This window comes from Phyllobacterium trifolii (assembly GCF_014192095.1).
Lineage (GTDB): Bacteria > Pseudomonadota > Alphaproteobacteria > Rhizobiales > Rhizobiaceae > Phyllobacterium > Phyllobacterium trifolii.
The window spans coordinates 258,138-278,717 of sequence record NZ_JACHXN010000005.1 but is presented as its reverse complement, the minus strand read 5'-3'; the positions used below and the strand labels follow the sequence as shown (position 1 = coordinate 278,717).

General features: G+C 59.3%; 17 protein-coding genes. 10 read left to right on the top strand and 7 right to left on the bottom strand.

The genetic code is table 11. The annotated features are described in order from the left end of the window. Window positions 1-56: 56 nt before the first annotated feature. Window positions 57-269, bottom strand: coding sequence for a DUF1674 domain-containing protein (locus tag FHS21_RS10240; protein WP_112532219.1), 213 nt, complete (start codon window positions 267-269; stop codon window positions 57-59). A 134-nt stretch (window positions 270-403) separates the two neighbouring features. Here FHS21_RS10240 and htpX point away from each other — a divergent pair, with 134 nt between their 5' ends. The 6 genes from htpX to purH all read left to right on the top strand — a co-directional run bounded on the left by htpX (window position 404) and on the right by purH (window position 8,827). Beyond that, complete coding sequence (gene htpX / locus FHS21_RS10235; RefSeq protein ID WP_112532161.1) at window positions 404-1,375, top strand: zinc metalloprotease HtpX; 972 nt, start codon at window positions 404-406, stop codon at window positions 1,373-1,375. Beyond that, window positions 1,372-2,769, top strand: a complete 1,398-nt coding sequence (locus FHS21_RS10230; RefSeq protein WP_112532160.1) for an RsmB/NOP family class I SAM-dependent RNA methyltransferase — start codon at window positions 1,372-1,374, stop codon at window positions 2,767-2,769. Before htpX ends, FHS21_RS10230 begins: the two co-directional genes overlap by 4 nt. Before the next feature lie 61 nt (window positions 2,770-2,830). Further along, complete coding sequence (locus tag FHS21_RS10225) at window positions 2,831-4,540, top strand: heparinase II/III family protein (RefSeq protein WP_183661840.1); 1,710 nt, start codon at window positions 2,831-2,833, stop codon at window positions 4,538-4,540. Window positions 4,541-4,678: 138 nt separating this feature from the next. Beyond that, window positions 4,679-5,731: an aldo/keto reductase gene (locus FHS21_RS10220; RefSeq protein WP_183661838.1), complete on the top strand. Its 1,053-nt coding sequence runs from the start codon at window positions 4,679-4,681 to the stop codon at window positions 5,729-5,731. A gap of 42 nt (window positions 5,732-5,773) precedes the next feature. Further along, window positions 5,774-7,000: an MFS transporter gene (locus FHS21_RS10215; RefSeq protein ID WP_112551627.1), complete on the top strand. Its 1,227-nt coding sequence runs from the start codon at window positions 5,774-5,776 to the stop codon at window positions 6,998-7,000. A gap of 210 nt (window positions 7,001-7,210) precedes the next feature. Continuing rightward, complete coding sequence (gene purH / locus FHS21_RS10210) at window positions 7,211-8,827, top strand: bifunctional phosphoribosylaminoimidazolecarboxamide formyltransferase/IMP cyclohydrolase (protein ID WP_112532156.1); 1,617 nt, start codon at window positions 7,211-7,213, stop codon at window positions 8,825-8,827. On the opposite strand, the gene FHS21_RS10205 is transcribed toward purH, so the two are convergent. The 5 genes from FHS21_RS10205 to FHS21_RS10185 all read right to left on the bottom strand — a co-directional run bounded on the left by FHS21_RS10205 (window position 8,817) and on the right by FHS21_RS10185 (window position 17,222). Next, on the bottom strand, window positions 8,817-10,175 hold the full coding sequence (locus FHS21_RS10205) for an MFS transporter (RefSeq protein ID WP_183661836.1): 1,359 nt from the start codon (window positions 10,173-10,175) through the stop codon (window positions 8,817-8,819). The genes purH and FHS21_RS10205 overlap by 11 nt on opposite strands. A 32-nt stretch (window positions 10,176-10,207) precedes the next feature. Further along, window positions 10,208-14,995, bottom strand: coding sequence for an NAD-glutamate dehydrogenase (locus FHS21_RS10200; protein WP_183661834.1), 4,788 nt, complete (start codon window positions 14,993-14,995; stop codon window positions 10,208-10,210). A 109-nt stretch (window positions 14,996-15,104) separates the two neighbouring features. Further along, window positions 15,105-15,743, bottom strand: coding sequence for a TPM domain-containing protein (locus FHS21_RS10195; RefSeq protein ID WP_183661832.1), 639 nt, complete (start codon window positions 15,741-15,743; stop codon window positions 15,105-15,107). A gap of 3 nt (window positions 15,744-15,746) precedes the next feature. Further along, window positions 15,747-16,598, bottom strand: coding sequence for a TPM domain-containing protein (locus tag FHS21_RS10190; protein ID WP_183661830.1), 852 nt, complete (start codon window positions 16,596-16,598; stop codon window positions 15,747-15,749). 9 nt (window positions 16,599-16,607) lie between these two features. Beyond that, window positions 16,608-17,222: a LemA family protein gene (locus FHS21_RS10185; protein WP_183661828.1), complete on the bottom strand. Its 615-nt coding sequence runs from the start codon at window positions 17,220-17,222 to the stop codon at window positions 16,608-16,610. Between the two features lie 127 nt (window positions 17,223-17,349). On the opposite strand from FHS21_RS10185, the gene FHS21_RS10180 reads away from it, so the two are divergent. The 4 genes from FHS21_RS10180 to FHS21_RS10165 are packed head-to-tail and all read left to right on the top strand — an operon-like array spanning window position 17,350 to window position 19,668. Continuing rightward, the gene (locus FHS21_RS10180; protein ID WP_183661826.1) at window positions 17,350-17,598 is read left to right on the top strand and encodes a hypothetical protein; all 249 of its coding nucleotides are present in this window, start codon (window positions 17,350-17,352) and stop codon (window positions 17,596-17,598) included. A gap of 40 nt (window positions 17,599-17,638) precedes the next feature. After that, a complete protein-coding gene (gene pdxY / locus FHS21_RS10175; RefSeq protein ID WP_183661824.1) occupies window positions 17,639-18,523 on the top strand; it encodes a pyridoxal kinase PdxY in 885 nt (294 codons plus the stop codon). A 48-nt stretch (window positions 18,524-18,571) separates the two neighbouring features. Next, window positions 18,572-19,243, top strand: coding sequence for a carbonic anhydrase (locus tag FHS21_RS10170; RefSeq protein WP_112525178.1), 672 nt, complete (start codon window positions 18,572-18,574; stop codon window positions 19,241-19,243). A 14-nt stretch (window positions 19,244-19,257) separates the two neighbouring features. Further along, window positions 19,258-19,668: a DUF4440 domain-containing protein gene (locus FHS21_RS10165; RefSeq protein ID WP_112525176.1), complete on the top strand. Its 411-nt coding sequence runs from the start codon at window positions 19,258-19,260 to the stop codon at window positions 19,666-19,668. Window positions 19,669-19,722: 54 nt separating this feature from the next. Here the strand turns inward: FHS21_RS10165 and FHS21_RS10160 are convergent, their stop codons facing one another. Next, complete coding sequence (locus FHS21_RS10160; RefSeq protein WP_112525174.1) at window positions 19,723-20,544, bottom strand: lytic murein transglycosylase; 822 nt, start codon at window positions 20,542-20,544, stop codon at window positions 19,723-19,725. Window positions 20,545-20,580: the final 36 nt, after the last annotated feature.

Below are 20,580 nucleotides of genomic sequence, written 5' to 3'. Positions count from 1 at the left end.
ATTGCGTAACCAAAGAGCTGGAGCAACTCCGTGATTCGAAGAAAAGCGGAATTGCTCTAGAAATCGATCGTCCGCCCCTTGATCTCCCAATCACCGAAGCGCGCAGGATCCTTGCCGCCGCGCCCGCCGATTTCGCGCGGCTGATCGGCCTTTTCCTTCTCGGCCTTGCGGCGTGCTTCCGCCTCTTTCAATGCCCGCTGCGCGGCTGGCGGCAGCTGCTCGAATGTCGGACGTGGCCGGCTGTCGTCATTATCCGCGTGCGGCGTCATTGTCGTATGGTCGTCGTTCATAACGCTGATACTCGTCATTGAAGCTTGCTGTATAAAACACCATCATATAGCGGAAGACGACCAATAAAAGGAATGAACTTGATAGATTTTTCCAATGCGGGAGGACTGATGCCATGAATGTGATGCGCACCGGAATGCTGCTTGCCTTTATGACTGCCCTGTTCATGGGCGTCGGTTTTCTCATCGGCGGAACCGGCGGCATGATGATCGCCCTTGTCATAGCCGCGGGCATGAATCTGTTCAGCTACTGGAATTCCGACAAGATGGTGCTGAACATGCACCACGCGGTCGAGGTCGATGAGGCGAACGCACCGGAATATTACTCCATCGTTCGCGATCTGGCCGCAAATGCAAATCTTCCCATGCCGAAGGTCTATCTCATCCAGAACGATCAGCCCAATGCCTTCGCGACGGGGCGCAATCCGCAAAATGCCGCCGTCGCCGCCAGTACGGGCCTGCTGCAGCGCCTTTCACCCCAGGAAGTCGCAGCCGTCATGGCGCATGAACTTGCCCATGTCGAACATCGCGATACACTGACCATGACTGTCACTGCCACCCTTGCCGGCGCCATTTCCATGCTTGGCAATTTCGCGATGTTTTTTGGCGGCGGCAGCCGTGAAAACCATAATCCGCTCGGCTTCATCGGCGTTCTGATCGCCATGATTGTCGCGCCATTTGCCGCCATGATCGTGCAGATGGCAATCAGCCGCACCCGTGAGTATGCCGCCGACCGGCGCGGTGCACAGATCTGCGGCAATCCGCTGTGGCTGGCATCGGCTCTCGACAAGATCGCCCGCGGCGCAAAGCAGATCGTCAACGAGGATGCCGAACGCAACCCCGCCTCCGCTCCGCTTTTCATAATCAATCCGTTGAGCGGCCAAGGCGCCGACAATCTGTTCTCCACCCATCCGAGCACGGAAAACCGCATCGCCGCGCTCGAGGCGATGGCAAGCGAGTTTAGCCAAGCACCCGCCGCCTCCCGCCCCAACCGCGCATCGCAGGCACCAATCGATGACGAACAGTTGGATGACCGACCGTCCCCGTGGGGCCGCGATGGCGGCGGCCGTAAAGGCCCTTGGGCATGAGCGCGGAACCCGGCACCAGACGACCAGCCAAACGACCTTTAGGCAAGAAACCGGCGGATTACATCGATGCGGAAGACCGTCCCGGTCTCGCAGCGCGTCAAGTGGCGACGCGCCTGCTTGGCGCCGTCATCGAGAAGCACACCTCGCTCGACGGCCTGACCGACAACAGCAACGGCCATCCGCAATATATGGCACTCGACGACCGCGATCGCTCACTGGTCCGCGCCATTCTCGGCGCCGCACTGCGCAATCGCGGCAGCATCGAAGCCGCCATCGGCCAGTTGATCGACCGGCCATTGCCGGAAAATGCCGTTGCGCTGCGCCATCTTCTGGCAGTAGCCGCCGCGCAGATCCTTTATCTTGACCTGCCCGACCGTGCCGCGGTCGACCTTGCGGTCACCGCCGCCAATAATGATCCGCGCAATCGCCGCTTCGCCTCGATGGTAAATGCTGTCCTTCGCCGGCTGTCACGCGAAAAGGAAACGTTCAAGAGCGAGGTCCATTCGCACGCCAGCAATGTTCCAGCCTGGTTCGAGAACTGCCTTATTGCTGCTTATGGCAAGGACAAGACCAAAGCCATTCTCGACATCCAGAGCAAGGAACCACCAATCGACCTGACCGTGAAAGGCGATCCGCAGATGTGGGCGGAAAAGCTTGGCGGCATCGCATTGCCAACGGGTTCGGTACGTCTTGCCACGGTCGAAGGCGCGCTGACGTCTCTTCCGGGGTTCGCGGAAGGCGAATGGTGGGTGCAGGACACCGCTGCAAGCCTGCCAGCGAAGCTCTTCGGAGACATCGAGGGCAAGCGCGTCGCCGATCTTTGCGCTGCGCCGGGCGGCAAGACTGCTCAGCTTGCACTGGCGGGCGCCAATGTCACGGCACTCGACCTTTCGGCCAACCGGCTGAAGCGCCTGCGCTCCAATCTCGAACGTCTCAAGCTTTCCGCCGAGACGGTTGAAGCCAATCTTTCCGCTTACCAGCCAGCAGAGCTATTCGATGCGATCCTGCTCGACGCGCCGTGTTCTTCAACGGGCACTGTGCGGCGGCACCCGGACGTGCCCTGGACCAAGACGCCCGAAGACGTAGCGAAGCTGGCACAACTCCAGGCCAAACTCCTTGATCATGCCGTTACTATCGTTCGCCCCGGTGGTATTGTGGTCTTTTCCAACTGCTCGCTCGATCCACTCGAAGGCGAGAAAGTTGCCAATGATTTGCTTGCAAGGAACCCGGGCATAGAGCTCCTGCCGGTGACCAAGGATGAGGTCTGTGGCCTCGCTGAACTCATCACCGCGGAAGGCTTCGTTCGCTCCACACCGGCCGACCTTGCCCACGAAAATCCCGCGCTTTCCGGCATGGATGGCTTCTTCGCAGCACGCTTCAAACGGAAATACTAAAGTTTTAACGGTTTCTGCTCCATAGTCGGCGTTTGTCGAGGCGATTCGAAGCAATAATAATATGGTCGCGCTGAGCGAAACACCGCAACTGTGGGGACTGGCAACAGCGCAACTTTGGCGCCGTTTCCGCAGGCGCGTGCGAATGGGGCCGCTCTATCGCTGGCGGTTCACCGGTTTTACGCCCGAACGCGTTCTCATTGCCCCGCAAGATCTTCGTCCTGCAGATCCGCAACTGGCGGAAGAGTTCTACCATGGCCGTTTCGCCCTTGCCGGCAGGGTCGTCGAGACGGGCGGGCGCTCACCATTCCTGATCGAACCGCCCAATGCCGCGTGGCAGGCGGCCCTGCATAATTTTGGCTGGCTACGCCATCTGCGCGCCGCCGGCACAGATCTTGCCACCGCCAACGCGCGGGCGCTGCTCGGCGACTGGATCACTACTCACGGCCGGTCGATTTCAGGACCCGCCTGGCTGCCCGAAGTCACTGCCCAGCGGATTATCGCCTGGCTGCAGCATTCGAGCCTCATCCTCGCCGGCACGGATCTTCGCTCGTACCGCCAGTTCATGCGCTCGCTCGCCATGCAGGTGCGCTATTTGCGAACCATGGCCGCCGTCATGGATGATGGCGAGGAAAAGCTGCGCGCGCGCATCGCCCTCGCGCTCGCTGTATTGGCCTTGCCCGTAACGTCCAGTACCAGCCGGTCGGCCCGGCGCAACCTCGAATTCGAACTCGTACGGCAGATCCTGCCGGATGGCGGCCACATCTCTCGCAACCCGCTGACGATCCTTGAACTGCTCGCCGATCTTCTACCCTTGCGCCAGACCTATGCGAGCGGCCAGGAAGCGCCGCCCAAGGCATTGATCGAAGCCATCGAACGCATGCTGCCCGCGCTGCGATTCTTTCGTCACCACGACGGCAGTCTTGCCTTGTTCAACGGTGTCGGCGCGACCATGCCGGAACGGGTAATCGCAGTGCTGCGCCATGACGATATCGGCGGCCTGCCGCTGACCCATGCGCCGCATTCGGGCTATGAACGGCTATCCATGGATTCCACAACGATCATCGCCGATACGGGTCTCGCGCCGCCTGTGACGGCCTCTCGCGATGCCCATGCCGGCTGCCTTTCTTTTGAGATGTCCTCCGGGCGCAATCGTTATATCGTCAACGCCGGCGTCGATCGCTATGGCCCGCCGGAATTTCGCCCCCTGGCGCGTTCTACCGCCGCCCATTCCACAGCCACAATCAACGACACGTCCTCCTGCCGGTTCAGTTCCACGTCGGGACTGTCGACGATGATCGGTACTCCGATTATCGCTGGTCCGACGAAGGTCAATATTGAGCGGATCGAACGCGAAGGCGCAGTCGGATTCGTCGCCAATCACAATGGTTATGTCCGGCCCTTTGGCATCTATCACGAACGCCAGATTGTCCTTTCGCACAATGGCAGCGTCATCGAGGGCATAGACAGTTTCTTTGCTTCCGGGCGTAATCCACTCCGCGACACGGGTGCAGAGGACGTTGTCATCCGTTTCCACCTACACCCGTCAGTCAACATCACGGTCGACGAACATGGCCTGATCATCCTGCAAGCGGAAAATGATGACATCTGGATGTTTTCGGCGACGGTCCAGCCCTTTGTCGAGGACTCGCTGTTCTTCGCCGGGTTCCGGGGGCCGGTCAAAACCCGCCAGATCACGCTTTCGATCAATGCCGCCCAGCGCCCGGAAGTCGAATGGCAGTTCACCCGCACGACCCTCGGGGTTTATGGATAACATTCTACCCGATCACTAATCTGTGTCTAAGCTTCGGGGGCGACATCTGGCCGTATGGCTTGTATAGAGTTGCACCGTTGCGCTCGCTCGCCGGGCTTTGCACCTCTGTCATCATTATAGTCACCAGGAGTCTTCACCATGGAGTATCGTCAACTCGGCCGCTCCGGCCTCAAAGTATCCGCGCTCAGCCTCGGCACGATGACCTTTGGCGGCAAAGGCAATTTCGCCAAGACCGGTGACACTGACCTGGAAGGCGCAAAGCGCCAGATCGGCATGGCTCTCGATGCCGGGATCAATCTTATCGACACCGCGGACATCTATTCGACCGGTGCTTCCGAGGAGATCGTCGGACAGGCCCTCAAAGGCAAGCGCGACAGCGTCCTCGTCGCCACCAAGGCCAGGTTCCGCATGGGCGAGGAAATCAACGACGCCGGCCTGTCGCGCTACCATTTGATCCGTGCTGCAGAGGCCAGCCTGAAACGCCTTGGCACCGATCACATCGACCTCTACCAGTTGCATCAGTGGGACGGACTGACACCGCTCGACGAAACGCTGGAAGCGCTCGATACGCTCGTGCGCTCCGGGAAGGTGCGTTACGTCGGCGTTTCAAATTTCTCGGGATGGCACCTGATGAAGGCCATGGGCGTTGCGGCACTGGAAAAGTTTATCGCGCCTGTCAGCCAGCAGATCCATTACAGCCTCGAGGCGCGGGAAGCCGAATATGAGCTGATCCCTGCGACCCTCGACCAAGGCCTTGGCGTCTTGGTGTGGAGCCCCCTGGCTGGGGGACTCCTGTCCGGTAAATACCGCCGCAACAAGGCAACGCCGGAAGGTACGCGCCAGCTTGCCAATTGGGGCGAGCCGCCGATCCGGGATCAGGAGCGGCTTTACGACATCATTGAAGTTTTGGTCGGCATTGCCGAAGCGCGCAATATTTCTGCGGCGCAAATTGCGCTTTCCTGGTTGCTCGGGCGCAAGGGCGTGACGTCCATCATCGTTGGCGTTCGTACGGACGCCCAGCTTGCCGATAATCTCAAGGCTGCCGATGTGATTCTGAGCGACGAAGAACGCGCCAGCCTCGATAACGTCAGCCAGTTGCCGCTGATTTATCCCTACTGGCATCAGGCCCGGACCGCGTCTGACCGGCTTTCGGCCGCCGATCTTTCCCTTATCCAACCTCATCTGAAATAGCGAAAAGCCGGGGGTGGGAGGACCGCCGGCAGCGAGAACCTGATGGCCTATTCCCGAGATACCGTACTACCACAACCGGAAGCTGCAGAGATCGCAGCCGAAATGCCGGGGCTTTCCCCGGCATTGACCTTTTTGTTCGCGTTCGCCTGCGGGGCGATGGTCGGTAATATTTACTATGCGCAAGCGCTTATCGGTCTCATCAGCACCGATCTCGATATGCATGGCGGCATGGCCGGTTTTATCGTTACCGTGACGCAACTCGGCTATGGCGCGGGACTGCTGTTCCTGGTTTCATTGGCCGATCTGGTCGAAAATCGTCGCCTGGTTCTTCTGACGCTCGCTGGCACCGCACTTGGTCTCGCCGGAGCAGCCCTGTCCGGCTCGGCAATGACCTTTCTCCTGTCCTCCTTCATCATTGGTTTCTTCGCCTGTGGTGCTCAGGTACTCGTGCCTTTCGCTTCCCATCTGGTTCCCGCCGCCTCACGCGGCCGCACGATCGGCAATGTCATGGCGGGGCTATTGACCGGCATCATGTTGGCGCGACCGCTGGCCAACCTGGTCGCTTCCGAGTTCGGATGGCGGGCGATCTTCTGGATTTCGGCAGCGGCAATGCTCGCTGTACTTGTACTCTTGCGTGCCGCGCTGCCACAACGCCAGCCGCATGGCACCATGCGCTATGGGGCCATCCTCAAATCGATGTGGCATCTGCTTGTCACCACACCGGCTCTGCAGCGCCGCGCTTTCTATCAGGGCATCATCTTCGCCAGTTTCAATCTGTTCTGGACCGGCATACCGCTGCTTTTGACCGACATTTTTGGCTACAGCCAACGCCAGATCGCTCTGTTTGCCCTGGCCGGTGCTGCCGGTGCGCTCGCGGCTCCCGTCGCTGGCCGGCTCGCAGACCGTGGCTATACAAGACAGGGCACTGCCACCGCCATGATCACGCTTACGATCTGGTTTCTGATTGCCGGTTGGGCCGGAACTGCCATCTCCATCACCGCGCTCGTCCTTGCGGCGATCTTCATCGATAGCGCCGTTCAAACCAACCAGATACTTAGCCAGCGCATTATCTTCTCGCTCAATGACCAGGCGCGCGGCCGCCTCAATGCGATCTATATGACCATCGTTTTCCTGCTTGGTTCGGCCGGGTCGGCGCTTGCCGCCGCCACCTATTACTATGGTGGCTGGTGGGTTACTTCGCTGGCGGGGGCCATGATGGGTGTTGCGGTCCTGTTGGCGTTCACCACAGAGCCACGCTCCCGGTCGTGAATCGCCGCAGGGCGCTCAAAAAAGTAGGATTTCCTGCCTCCCTGTGCTAGGGCCCCTTGAGATTCAGGTCAGGGCGAGGCGAAAATGGTGGTTTCCCGAGCACCGGAGCGCAGCGTACATTATGGTACGTGAGCACCGGAGGTCAGAAAAACGCCATTTGCAGGCCGCCATGGCGTGAATCTTCCAGTCAAAGTTTGAGGACGTACATCCATGGCCGTCGCCGCCAAATCCTTTCCCGCTCCAAACCTTTTTCCCGTGAAGAGGGCCCTGCTTTCCGTTTCGGACAAGGCCGGCCTTACCGCGCTGGCTCATGCGCTGCACCGCCATGGCGTCGAAATCCTCTCCACCGGTGGCACCTCGAAGACGATAGCCGCAGAGGGCATTCCAGTCCGCGACGTCGCCGACATCACCGGCTTTCCGGAAATCATGGACGGCCGCGTCAAGACCTTGCATCCGAAAGTGCATGGCGGGCTGTTGGCCGTGCGAGACGATCCGGAACATGAAGCGGCGATGAAGGCGCATGATATTGGCGCCATCGATCTCGTCGTCATCAACCTCTATCCATTTGAAGAGGTCCGTCATTCCGGCGCCGATTACGCGAATATCGTCGAGAATATCGACATTGGCGGTCCGGCCATGATCCGCGCAGCAGCCAAGAACCACGCATATGTCGGTGTTGTTACCGAGACGGGCGACTACGACATGGTCATTGCCATGCTCGACAAACATGAAGGCTCATTGCCCTATTCGTTCCGCCAGAGCCTTGCCGCAAAGGCCTATGCCCGCACGGCCACCTATGACGCGGCGATTTCCGGCTGGTTCGCCGAAGCCTTGATGACCGAGACGCCATCGCGCCGCGCTATCGGCGGTCATCTGCATTCGGTCATGCGCTATGGGGAAAATCCGCACCAGTCGGCCGGGTTCTACCTTACCGGTGAGAAGCGTCCAGGCGTCGCCACGGCTACGCAGCTGCAGGGCAAGCAGCTCTCCTACAACAACATCAACGACACGGACGCCGCCTTCGAGCTCGTTGCCGAATTCGACCCGGCGCGTACATCCGCTGTCGCCATCATCAAGCACGCCAATCCTTGCGGCGTCGCCGAAGGCACTACCTTGAAGGAAGCCTATCTGAAGGCGCTCGCCTGCGACCCGGTTTCGGCTTTTGGCGGCATCGTCGCACTCAACAAGACGCTCGACGCCGAAGCCGCGGCGGAAATCGTCAAGACCTTTACAGAAGTCATCATTGCGCCCGACGCGACACCGGAAGCGCAGGCAATCGTTGCCGCAAAGAAGAACCTGCGGCTGCTGGTCACCGGCGGCCTACCCGATCCGCGCGCCGGCGGCATCAGCGCCAAGACCGTTGCCGGGGGAATCCTCGTCCAGTCGCGCGACAGCGGCGTTGTCGACGATCTCGAATTGGAGGTCGTCACAAAGCGCGCTCCAACCGAAGCGGAAATGTCCGATCTCAAGCTGGCTTTCCGCATCGCCAAGCACGTGAAGTCCAATGCCATCGTCTACGTCAAGGACGGCGCAGCTGTTGGCATCGGTGCCGGGCAGATGAGCCGGGTCGACAGCGCTCGCATTGCGGCGCGCAAGGCCGAGGATGCCGCCGAAGCAGCAGGAAGTGCGACACCGTTGACCAAGGGCTCCGTCGTCGCCTCCGACGCATTCTTCCCCTTCGCCGATGGCCTGCTGTCAGCTGTCGCCGCTGGCGCCACCGCCGTGATCCAGCCGGGCGGGTCGATGCGCGATGACGAAGTGATTGCCGCCGCCGACGAGCATGGCATCGCCATGGTCTTTACCGGCATGCGCCATTTCAGGCACTGATTTTTGCAGCCGGATAGGGCGTCCTCATGAGGATAGCCAGTCCGGCCAGCAAGAAGAATATGATCATCGCCATGCCGAGGCGCGGCGATCCGCTCAACGCTGTCACCGTTGCCACCAGGAAAGGCGCAAGGAAGCTCGTCGCGCGTCCGGACAGCGCATAGATGCCGAAATAGCGCCCGGCCTCATCGGCCGAAATGCTACGCGCCATGTAGGAACGCGACGAAGCCTGCACCGGTCCAAACGCAATGCCGATGAGCAGTCCGAAGCCGATGTAGGCTTTTTCCGCGGGCGTTCCGAACAGGCCGCCGCTGTCGGCACCCGGCAATTGCACGACACCGAACAAGGTGAAACCTGGACCGGTCGAGACGATGCCAATCGTCGCGATGGTCAGCAAGACCAGCGAGATCACCACCACGACCTTTGACCCGAGCATCGTGTCGAGCTTGCTGGCAGCAAGACAGCCAAAGATGGCGACCACGTTCAGTATGATGCCGAAAATCCCGATCTCCGCCGTGGCCCAGCCGAACATCGTTGCCGCGAAGGCTCCACCCAGCGCAATCAACGCATTCACGCCGTCCTGATAAATCATACGGCCGACGAGAAAGCGGAAAAGCCCCGGCCGCTGCCGCACCTCGCTCAAGGTAGACTTGAGTTCCGCAAGCCCGACCCGCACTGCCTTGCCGGCGGCGAGGCCCCTCGCGCCATCCGGCGTGAAAAAGAACATCGGCAGGATGAAGACGAGATACCACAGCGCCGACAATGGCGCCGTTGCGCGATCACCCTCGCCCGTCGCCGGATCGAGCCCGAAGATCGGCGCAAGGCCGAGCATGGTCTTGCCGGTCTGCGGCGACGCGGCCATAAATGCCACGACGAAGATCAACACGATCATGCCGCCAAGGTAACCGAGGCCCCAGGCCATGTTGGATATGCGGCCGATATCCTTTGGTGCCACCAGCCGCGGCATCATCGAATCGTTGAAGACGATGGAAAACTCCGCCGCTATCGACGCCAGCGAAAAGAACATCAACGGGACAATCAGGCCTGAGCCAGGCGCCGCAAACCACAGCATGATCAGCGAGAATATCTTGATGATGGCAAAGAAACCGATCCACGGTTTGCGCCGTCCCGTCTGGTCGGCGATCGATCCGAGCACCGGTGAAAGCACGGCGATGAAGAGCCCCGAAACGGCAATGCCATAACCCCACGCCGCCTGGCCGATGGCCGGATCGCTCGCCATGCGCGAAACGAAATACGGTCCGAAGATAAACGTCGTGACAACCGTGAAGAATGGCTGCGCCGCCCAGTCGAAGAGCATCCACCCCCAGATGCCCCTTCTCGATGCAGCCATTACGCTATCCCTTGCCCATCAAGCCCAACTGTCTATGACAGATCGGAAAGCAATCCGGCGGCCACCGCAAGCCGGGAGACGGTCAAATCGCCCGTTTCCACAATATTCGCCATGCGCTGGCGCACCTCGTCGACGCGTGCACCCCGGCTTACCAGCCAGTCCTTTGCCGGATCGGCCTGCTTGCCATATTTGCTCAGTGCCGCCACGGCGATACCGCGCCGCGCCTGACTGATCAGGTCGGTAGCACGGGCAAGCGCCAGTCCGTCATAATAATCGGCGATGGAAACACCGCGCGCCGCATCCTCGATACGCCCGATGCGGAAGGCTTCGGATATGTCGAAATAGGCTCGTGCTGCGCTGGCAATGTCGATATTGGCCTGCTGGGCCACGGCGGCGATATCCGGAATGATCGGCGCTATCTCCAGCCGCGCCAACTGCGCGGCAAGTGCCGGAGGCGCACCGAGAGCAGCATTGCTGGCGGTATCTTCGCGGATCAGCCCGATCATCGATGCAGGCAGCAGCTTGTCGAGGCGTGGCTGCAGCGCATCGCGCGCCGTTTTGATCTCCGCGATTGCAGCGCCGAGGCCAACGGCGCCGGTGTGGTTACGCAGCACCCAGGCTGTCGTCCAGTTCAGCATCTGGGCGACGTTGGCATAGAAACCGTTTTGGGTTCCACCTGGTACTGCATTGTCCAGCGCGTCGATCCCCGCGAACACCTCGTCCAGTTCAAAGCCGTCTCGCACGATCACATAGGCGCGAACGATCTCCGGGCCGGATTGGCCGGTAAGGTCCGCCAGCCGGCTCACGAAAGTCGGCCCGCCACGATTGATGACATCGTTGGCAAGCTGCGTCGCGATGATTTCCCGGCGCAGGCGATGCGTGCGGATCTCGTCGCCGAAGCCCTCCTTCATCTGACTCGGGAAATAGTCCATCAATTCGCGTTCAAGATAGGGATCGTCAGGCAAATCGCTGGCCAGAAGCTGGTCCAAAAGGACAATCTTGGAATAGGCAAGGAGCACGCCGAGCTCGGCCCGCGTCAATGGAATGCCTTCGACTTGCCGCTCTGCCATCGCCTTGTCATCAGGCAGCGTCTCCACCTTGCGGTTAAGGAGTTTCCTTGTCTCGAGATCATTGATGAAGCGTGCCTGATAGGCGAGGTCGGCAAGGCCGCGCCGCTGTGCCAGCGATAACGCCAGTGTCTGCAGATAATTGTTGCGCAGCACCAGATCACCGACTTCCTCGGTCATCGATTCAAGCAGCGTGTTGCGCTTGTCACGCTGCAATTTGCCAGCGCGCATGGCCTGTGCCAGGGCGATCTTGATATTGACCTCGACGTCGGACGTGTTGACGCCGGCCGAATTGTCGATCGCATCGGAATTGCAGCGTCCGCCGAGCAGGCCGAACTCTATGCGCGCCTTCTGTGTGACGCCAAGATTGGCGCCTTCGCCGATGACTTTCGCCCGCACATCGCTGCCGGTGATGCGGATGGCATCATTGGCGCGGTCACCCGCCTCCGCGTCGCTCTCCAGCGACGAACGGACGTAGGTGCCGATGCCGCCGAACCACAGGAGGTCGACCGGCGCTTTCAGGATCGCTGTCATGATCTCGTACGGTGTTGCCGTAGTCTTGGCGAGGCCGATAGCTCTTGCAGCTTCCTTCGACAGGGTGATCGACTTCTGCGAGCGCGAGAACACGCCGCCACCTGCCGAAATCTTGCTCTTGTCGAAATCCTGCCAGCTGGAGCGCGGCAGGTTGAACAGCCGCTGGCGTTCCTTCAACGTCGCTTTCACATCCGGTTCAGGATCGATGAAAATATCGCGGTGGTCGAAGGCTGCGATCAGCTTCGTTTGCGGCGACAGCAACATGCCATTACCGAAGACGTCGCCCGACATATCGCCGACGCCGACGACGGTGAATGGCATTTTCTGGATATCTGTGCCGATTTCGCGGAAATGGCGCTTCACCGCTTCCCATGCGCCGCGCGCGGTAATACCCATTTTCTTGTGATCGTAGCCCGCCGAACCGCCCGAAGCGAAGGCATCGTCCAGCCAGAAATCATGTGCCTGGCTGATCGCATTGGCTGTGTCGGAAAACGTCGCCGTGCCCTTGTCCGCGGCGACAACGAAATAAGGATCGTCGCCATCGAGGCGGATCACATTTTGAGGTGGAACAACCGTCTCGCCTTCCAGATTGTCGGTCACCGAAAGCAGCGTCGCGATGAAGGTGATATAGGCTGCGCGGCCCGCCTCGAAGATGGCGTTGCGATCCGTGCCGGTCGGAAGGTGTTTCGGGAAGAAACCGCCCTTGGCGCCAACGGGAACGATGACCGCGTTCTTCACCTGCTGCGCTTTCACCAGACCCAGCACTTCCGTACGGTAGTCCTGCGCACGGTCCGACCAGCGCAAGCCGCCACGGGCGACTGGACCAAAGCGCAGATGCACACCCTCGACCTCCGGCCCATAGACGAAAATTTCGCGGTAAGGCCGTGGCTCCGGCAGCTCATCCAGCGATCGTGGATCGAGCTTGAAGGCCAGCGTCACGCGTTCGCCGACGCCTTCTTCCGGCGCAAAGGCGTTGGTGCGCAGGGTCGACTCGATGAGATTGAGAAAACGGCGCAGGATGCGGTCATCGTCGAGGCTCGGAACGTCCTGCAGCGCTTCCTCGATTTGGGAGCGCAGCGTCGACTGCTTGCGTTCCGATTGCGCACCGGTTTTCGCAGGATTGAGCCGCTGATCGAACAGATCGAATATCTGTCTGGCGATCGCCGGATAACGATTCAGCGTCGCCGCGATGAAATCCTGCGAATAGGGAATGCCTGCCTGCTGAAGATAACGGCCGTAAGCGCGCAGGATAATGATTTGCCGTGCGGTCAGCTGCCCGGTAAGGGCAAGCGCATTGTAGCCATCATTGTCCGACGCACCATTCCAGATGGAGCGGAAGACGTGTTCGAAAAGAGCGCCATCATCGGCGAGGTCGATCCCCGAATCCGAGGCGCTTGTAAGCTCCATGTCATGCACAAAAAGCGGGCTGCCGTCGGCGGCAGGCAGCTGGAATGTCTGTTCGCTTATGACACGAAAGCCCATGTTCTCCAGCAAGGGAACACGCTGTGAAAGGGCCACCGCCGAGCCGTAGTGATAGATCTTCAACGAAGCGGCATTGGGACCGTCGGTGCGATGCCGATAGAAATCGACATAGAGCGGATTGTTGCGTGAAAGACCGGCAATGCGACTGGCATCGACCAGCGCCTCGTCGGGAGAAAAGTTTTCGCGATAGGAATCCGGAAAGACAGCAGCAAGAGCAGTGAATTCGGCGGTTCCACGACGATCTCCGACCTCGGCAACAGCATCTTCCCAGGTCCGGACGATGGAACGGACGGTTTCTTCCAGCGCCTCACGTTTGACCTTGGGAAATTGGTCCTCGGCATGGCCGATGATAAAATGCACGCGGGCAAGCCCGCCCTCGGGAAATGCCGGATAGTAAGCCGACACATGCCCCTCATACACTTTGGCAAGGTGCGAGCCGATTTTCTCGCGCACGATTGAGTCATAGCGCTCGCGCGGCACGAAGACGATAATCGAAGCGAAACGGCCGAAGGGATCGATCCGCGGCAGGACACGCACACGCGGCCGCTCGCCGAGCGCCAATATGATCTCGGCATACCGGGTCAGCGTCTTGACGTCGATCTGGAAAAGATCATCGCGCGGGTAACCCTCGAGTACCTTGATGAGTTGCTTTCCGGAATGATCTTCGAGATTGAATCCAAGCCGGTGGATCACAGCCTCGGTTTTCGAGCGCAGATAGGGGATTTTAAGCACAGAACGCGTATAGGCACCGGACGTGAACAACCCGACGAAACGCAACTCGCCCGTAACCCTGCCCTCTGGATCGAACGTCTTCACACCGATGTAATCCATATAGCCGCGACGGTGCACCAGCGATTTTGTATTGGCCTTGGTGACGATCAGAGGCTCGGGACCAGTGAGAAAGGCGATGATCTGGGGGGTTGTCGTCACACCCTGGTTGCCGCGTTTCAACACGCGCACATCGGGATCGCTCAATATGCCAAGACCGCGCTTGCCGGAGCGCTCCAGCTCACCTTGACTGTTGTCGCCCTGATAGTCGTACTCACGAACGCCGAGAAAGGTGAAATTATTGTCGCGCAACCATTCGAGAAACTCTGCAGCTTCTTCTGCCGCAGCTTTTTTCATCGGCGTTTTGCCGGTCTTGTAGGCTTCGATCGCCTCGCCCAGACGTGCGACCATGGCTCCGCGATCACTAACGGCTTCGCGTACCTGCTTCAGCACAAGCTCTAGTGCCGCGGTCATGATCTCACGCGATGGCTCATCGAGTGCGGGTACATGAATTTGCATAACACTGACCCGCGCCACGTCTTTGCCCGGCTTGTCCGGACCCGCTGTACCGAGAACGCTGTTCGTGTTTCTGTCGATATCCATGACCGGATGCAACACGAGATAAACCGACGTAACGCGCTCACTGATTTCGCCAAGCACCGAGTCGAGCAGGAAGGGCATGTTGTCGTTGATCAGTGTAATCACCGTCACCGGACGGCCATCGCGGGAGACGATGTGGCCTTCGCTGACATCGATGACGGGCCGTCCCGACTTGAATTGCGCCAGCGCATTTTCCGCAAGCTTCGCCGAGGCGGTCAGCGCACCCGCATCGTAGTCGGCAAGGTCTTCTTCCGGTGCCCGCGCAAACAAAAGATCTTCAAACAGCCCTGCTTGTGGCTTCTCTTTCGGGGCTTTCGGTGGTTTTGACTTCGTGGCGACTTTTACGTCCGCTTTATTTTTGGAAGCCATCAAATATTTCCCCCTGGATTATGTATTTGGCGCGATCATAGCCTTTCAAAAGGCTTTTTCGAGCCTAAACTGCACGGTCGCGGTGAAAATCGTGTGACACGCAAGAATGTTACAATTCGACCAAATGATCGTCGAGCTCATTGACGTCATCGACCCCTCTGGGGAAATGTTCTTCCAGCAATTGGCCCGCTTTTCCAATGGCTTTTAGAAAACCGTCGGCCAATTCATCTCTGTCCGCATGTTCGGTCAGAATCGCGACGATTCCGTTCCACTCGTCCTGATGGACCTTTGCATTGATGCCCGCATCCGCAACCACCTCTGCGTATCGCTCCGCTAGCGATACGAAAAGGAGGACACCGGTACGTTGCGTCGTGAGATGGACATTTCGTGCCAGAAACTGCTGGATCGCATTGAGATGCGCACGCTTGTAGCGGATGCGTCGTGGCACAAGCCACATGGTCATGCCGGGCAAGAGCCACAGGACTAGCACTGCGGCAAGAAAAGCGGCAAGGATAGCGAGACCGAAGACCGGCAGGGGCAAGGTGAACCAGTACCAGTGCGCCGCCACCGCAACCACGACGGCAGCGAAAAGTATGCCGCAAGCCGCGGTAAATCCTGCCACGGAGAAATAGCTGTCGCTGCGCCGCGCGAGCACCGCATAGATTTCGCCGCTTGTGCGGCTTTCGGCTGCACGTATCGCCTCGGCAATGCGTGCGTGATCGGTTTCATTCATGGACCCTGAACTCATGGCCTACCAACTCCCCGATGCGCCGCCGCCGCCAGACGAACCACCACCGCCGGAAAAGCCCCCGCCCCCGCCACCCGAAGACCAGCCACCCCCACCGGAGGACCAACCGCCACCGCCCGAGGACCATCCGCCACCGCCGCCACCGCCTCTCGAGCCAATGTCAAAGATCATGCCCAGCCACTCATAGCGGCCAGGAGCGATCTTGCGCCCGAAGGAGGTAACGACGGCTGGAAGTATGATCCCGCTGAAGAACATGAACAGAAAGATCATGACGAAGATGAGCATTACCCAATCGACGTCGGAGGTCGGCTCCTGAACATTGCGTTTGGCGCGCGCCTCGAGTTCGGCGGCATCACCGGAAAGGACAGCAAGAATGCCATCGACACCTTTCGAGATTCCACCCGAATAATCCCCCGAGCGAAACCCTGGTATGACGGCATTTTCGATTATGAGCTTGGACAGAAGGTCGGTCAGCGTGCCTTCGAGGCCATAGCCGACCTCGATGCGCACCTTGCGGTCGTTTGGTGCGACGACGAGAAGAACGCCATTATTTTCCTGTTTTTGTCCGAGCGCCCAGGAGCGGTAGAGCCGGTTGGAATAGGGCTCGATCTCCTCGCCATCGAGGCTCGGCACCGTCACCACAACCACCTGATCGGAGGATTTTGCTTCGAACGCCGCCAATTTCTGGGTTATCTGCTCGCGCGTTGCCGCATCGATGACGTTTGCGTCATCGACCACACGACCTGTCAGAGCAGGGAGTTCTGCGGCAAATGCGCTGACTGACAGCAATGCCAGCAGCGCAATAGCCAATAGTAGGCGATTCAACCCAACCGCATTCTGGCGCAATGCGCTCATGTCTGGAGCCTAGAACTTGACCTGAGGCGTTTGCTTGGCTGAGTCTTCAATGTTGAAGGTTTGGTAGGGTTCATTTCCCGTGTACCAGATCCACTTCCAGATCATGGTCGGCATCGTTCTCAGCGAGGTGTTATAGACCCGCACCGACTCGATATAATCCCGGCGTGACACGGCGATACGGTTTTCCGTGCCTTCGAGCTGCGATTGCAGTGCGAGGAAGTTCTGGTTGGATTTCAGGTCAGGGTAGTTTTCGACGACAGCCATCAGCCGCGACAGTGCCCCGGTCAACTGTGCCTGGTTCTCCTGGAACACCTTCATTGCATTGGGATCGGTAAGGGTTTCCGGCGTCACCTGAATGGAGGTCGCCTTGGCCCGCGCCTCAACCACCGATGTCAGCACATCCTTTTCCTGTGCGGCATAACCTTTGACGGTCTCGACGAGGTTGGGAATGAGATCCGCCCGTCGCTGATACTGGTTCAACACCTCGCTCCATGCGGCCTTGGCCTTTTCCTCATTGGTCGGAATCGTGTTGAAGCCGCAGGCTGAAAGCAGCGGTACGAGAAGAAACAGGGCAATGATAGAAAGGGCGCGGCGCGGCGCCGGCAAGCAAGTCGCATGTTGCATTGGAATCCTCTCCCCGGGTACAGATTCACCGCTCCAGACCGAAGCAGCACAAACCTAGCCATTTTTTTCTGCAAAAGGAACAGCCAAAGCGCTATGCTAAACCATTGAACCCAAACAAGGTGTCTTCATGCCTGAACACGATGGAAAGCATCAGCCCGATGCGGAATCTAGGCGGATAATCGAACGGATCGATCGCGAATCCGCTTCGGGAGGCATATCTATCGTCGAACGGACCAAGGGCCACTTTTCGGCCGGCGATACGGATCCCACCGACCCCATAGAAGTCTGGGGCACACGCATCGGCAGGTTTCTGGGATTGCTTGTCTTGATCGCCATGATTATCTGGGTGATCAGTTCTATAGTCGGCAAGGGTTGAGTCGCGCTCGCTCGCCCGAACTCTCGCATGAGTATTTCCAATGACCAGTTCCGTTGCTCCTTCATCCAATGCTGTCATCGTCATTTCCAGCCATGTCGTGCGTGGTTCGGTCGGCAATCGTGCCGCCGTATTCGCGCTTGAAACGCTCGGCCATCCGGTCTGGGCCGTGCCAACCGTCATCTTGCCCTGGCATCCCGGTCATGGACCGGCCAAGCGCATCGTGCCGGAACCGCAGCAATTCGACGACCTGATCGCCGATCTGGAGCGCGCTCCCTGGCTTGGCGAGGTCCGCGGCATTATGAGTGGTTACCTCGGCAATGCTGCGCAGGCCGCCAGCGTCGCCCGTCTGGTAGAAACCGCAAAAACCCGCAACAAGGGCGTGCTTTATCTCTGCGATCCTGTCATCGGCGATGAAAAAGGGCTTTACGTTCCGGAGGCGACTGCAAATGCCATACGCGACGAATTGATGCCGCTCGCCGACGTTTCAACGCCCAATCGCTTCGAGCTTGCATGGCTGACCGGCGCAGAATTGCCGGACAACAAGGCGGTCATGCAGGCCGCGTTGCACGCAGGGCCGGGTACGATGCTTGTGACCTCCGCGCACCCGATGATTGCTGGCGGCACCGGCAATCTGCTGGTGACGCACTCTCTGGCGCTGCTCGCCGAACACCGGCTCGTCGTCGGCCCGACCAATGGCCTTGGTGACCTTACGTCCGCATTGTTCCTTGCACGCATGCTTGCCGGTCTTGATCTCGAACAGGCGCTGCAACGCACCACAGCCTCGGTTTTCGAGATCATGGCCCGCTCTGCCAAGCGCGGCGCCGATGAACTGATGCTCGAAGCCGACGCATCCAGCCTTTCCACCCCTATGGCGATGACTCAGATGCGGCGGCTGGTTCATCCAAGCAAGGGCATCAGAGCATAGCACATTAGACCAATTGATCTTGTCCCGGTTCAGGATTAGAGGAAAAGAATGACCTTGCTTCCCGAGAAACTTCTCACCGGCTATCGCAACTTCATGGCGCATCGTTATGCCAACGAAACGATGCGCTACAAGCAGCTTGCGGACCAGGGGCAGACGCCCGAAACACTGGTCATCGCCTGCTGCGACTCCCGTTCCGCGCCCGAGATCATCTTCGATACGGCACCCGGCGAGATCTTTGTTCTGCGCAACGTCGCCAACCTCGTACCGCCCTACGCGCCGGACGGCGAATATCATTCCACCTCCGCAGCCCTCGAATTTGCGGTGCAGAGCCTGAAAGTCAAGAATATCGTCGTCCTCGGTCACGGCCGCTGCGGCGGCATAAAGGCGGCGCTCGACACTACGAGTGAGCCGTTGTCCCCTGGCGACTTCATCGGCAAGTGGATGAGCCTCGTCGGCCCCGCAGCGGAAGCGGTTTCCGCCAACGAACTGATGACCCCATTTGAGCGCCAGACTGCGCTGGAGCGCATATCCATTCGCTATTCGCTGAAAAACCTGCGCAGCTTTCCCTGTGTCGATATCCTTGAAAAGAAAGGCCGCCTCACCCTGCATGGCGCCTGGTTCGACATTTCGACCGGTGAACTATGGATCATGAATCCGGAAACTGGTGACTTCCTTCGCCCCGACCCCGAAGAGGTCGGCGAAGCCACCGCGCTGGAATAGAGGGATACAAGAGAATGGCGCGATTGATATCCATGATCGCCGTCATTCTCCTAGCGATGTGTCCTGCCACGGCGGACGATGCGCACAACGCCACCATCGAAAGCTGGTATTCCGCGCTCGGTACCGCCGACCGCGCGGTTTTCGACAAAATCCTCGCCGACGACGCAACGGTCATTCTCGAAGACATCGATACGATCCAGACCAAGGATGAATTTCTGGCCAGCCTCGATGAATGGAAGAGCGCTGTGCGTGGCGCCAAAGTGCGCCATCGTATCGGTGGCGTCGAAGGCGATACAACGACCGTTTTCGTCTGCTATCAATTCCCGGCGAACACTACCTATACGCGCGAAATCTTCAATTTTCGCAGCGGCAGGATCATAGAGAGCGCCCAGAGTTCACTGGGTGAGGCCTGCGAGGGTTTTTGAAATGGAAAGGCCGGCGCGAGCGCCGGCCAGGAAACATCGTCATCGACGAACCGATTATTCGCCGTCAATCTTCGCGCCGATAATGGCAATCGCCTGCTGATAGACGGTGGCAGCGTTCCAGCCGGCAATGGCGCCGTAGTTGGCTTGTCCCGGTTGATAGCCTCCACCTGCGCGCCAGCCATGTCCGACCAGAAAATTCGCTGTCGATGCCAGCGCGTCGGCCTTGGAGCGGACCATGTCGATGCGGCCATTGCCATCGCCGTCCGCGCCATAGCGAAGGACATTGAGCGGAAGGAACTGCGTCTGACCGATCTCACCGTGCATGGCGCCCACAGCATTGGGAGCAAGCGTGCCGTTGTCGACAAGCTTCAATGCAGCATTGAGTTGTTCGCGGAAATACTCCGTACGACGGCAGTCATAGGCAAGGGTCGCGACCGCCGAAAGCGTATGCTGATTGCCCATATAACTGCCGAAACCGGTCTCCATGCCCCAGATGGCGATCAATGGCCCAGCGGGAACGCCGTAACGCTGCTCGATCCGGTTAAAGAGTGCTGCATTCTGCGCTTTTTGCGCGCGTCCCCGCGCAATGATCGTCTGGGCGCCGCGAACCTGCATGAACTTGTCGAGTGAATATTTGAAACTCTTCTGGTTGCGGTCGGCATTGATCGTCTTGGTAGCATATTTGACGTTGCCCAGTGCGTTGATGCCTCTGCTGCCAATACCTTGCGCGCCGGCTTGCTGCTGGTAGGCCTGAACCCATGACTCGAATCCGGCGGAATTATTGCCGCATTGAGTGGCAGCCTGCGCCATGCCTGCTGTCATAAGAAGCGCTGTCGCTACAGCCGCAAAAAATCTGCCTTTGGCAACGAATGCCATGAAAATCTCCTCAAAGGTTGAATCGTCGTGCTCCTA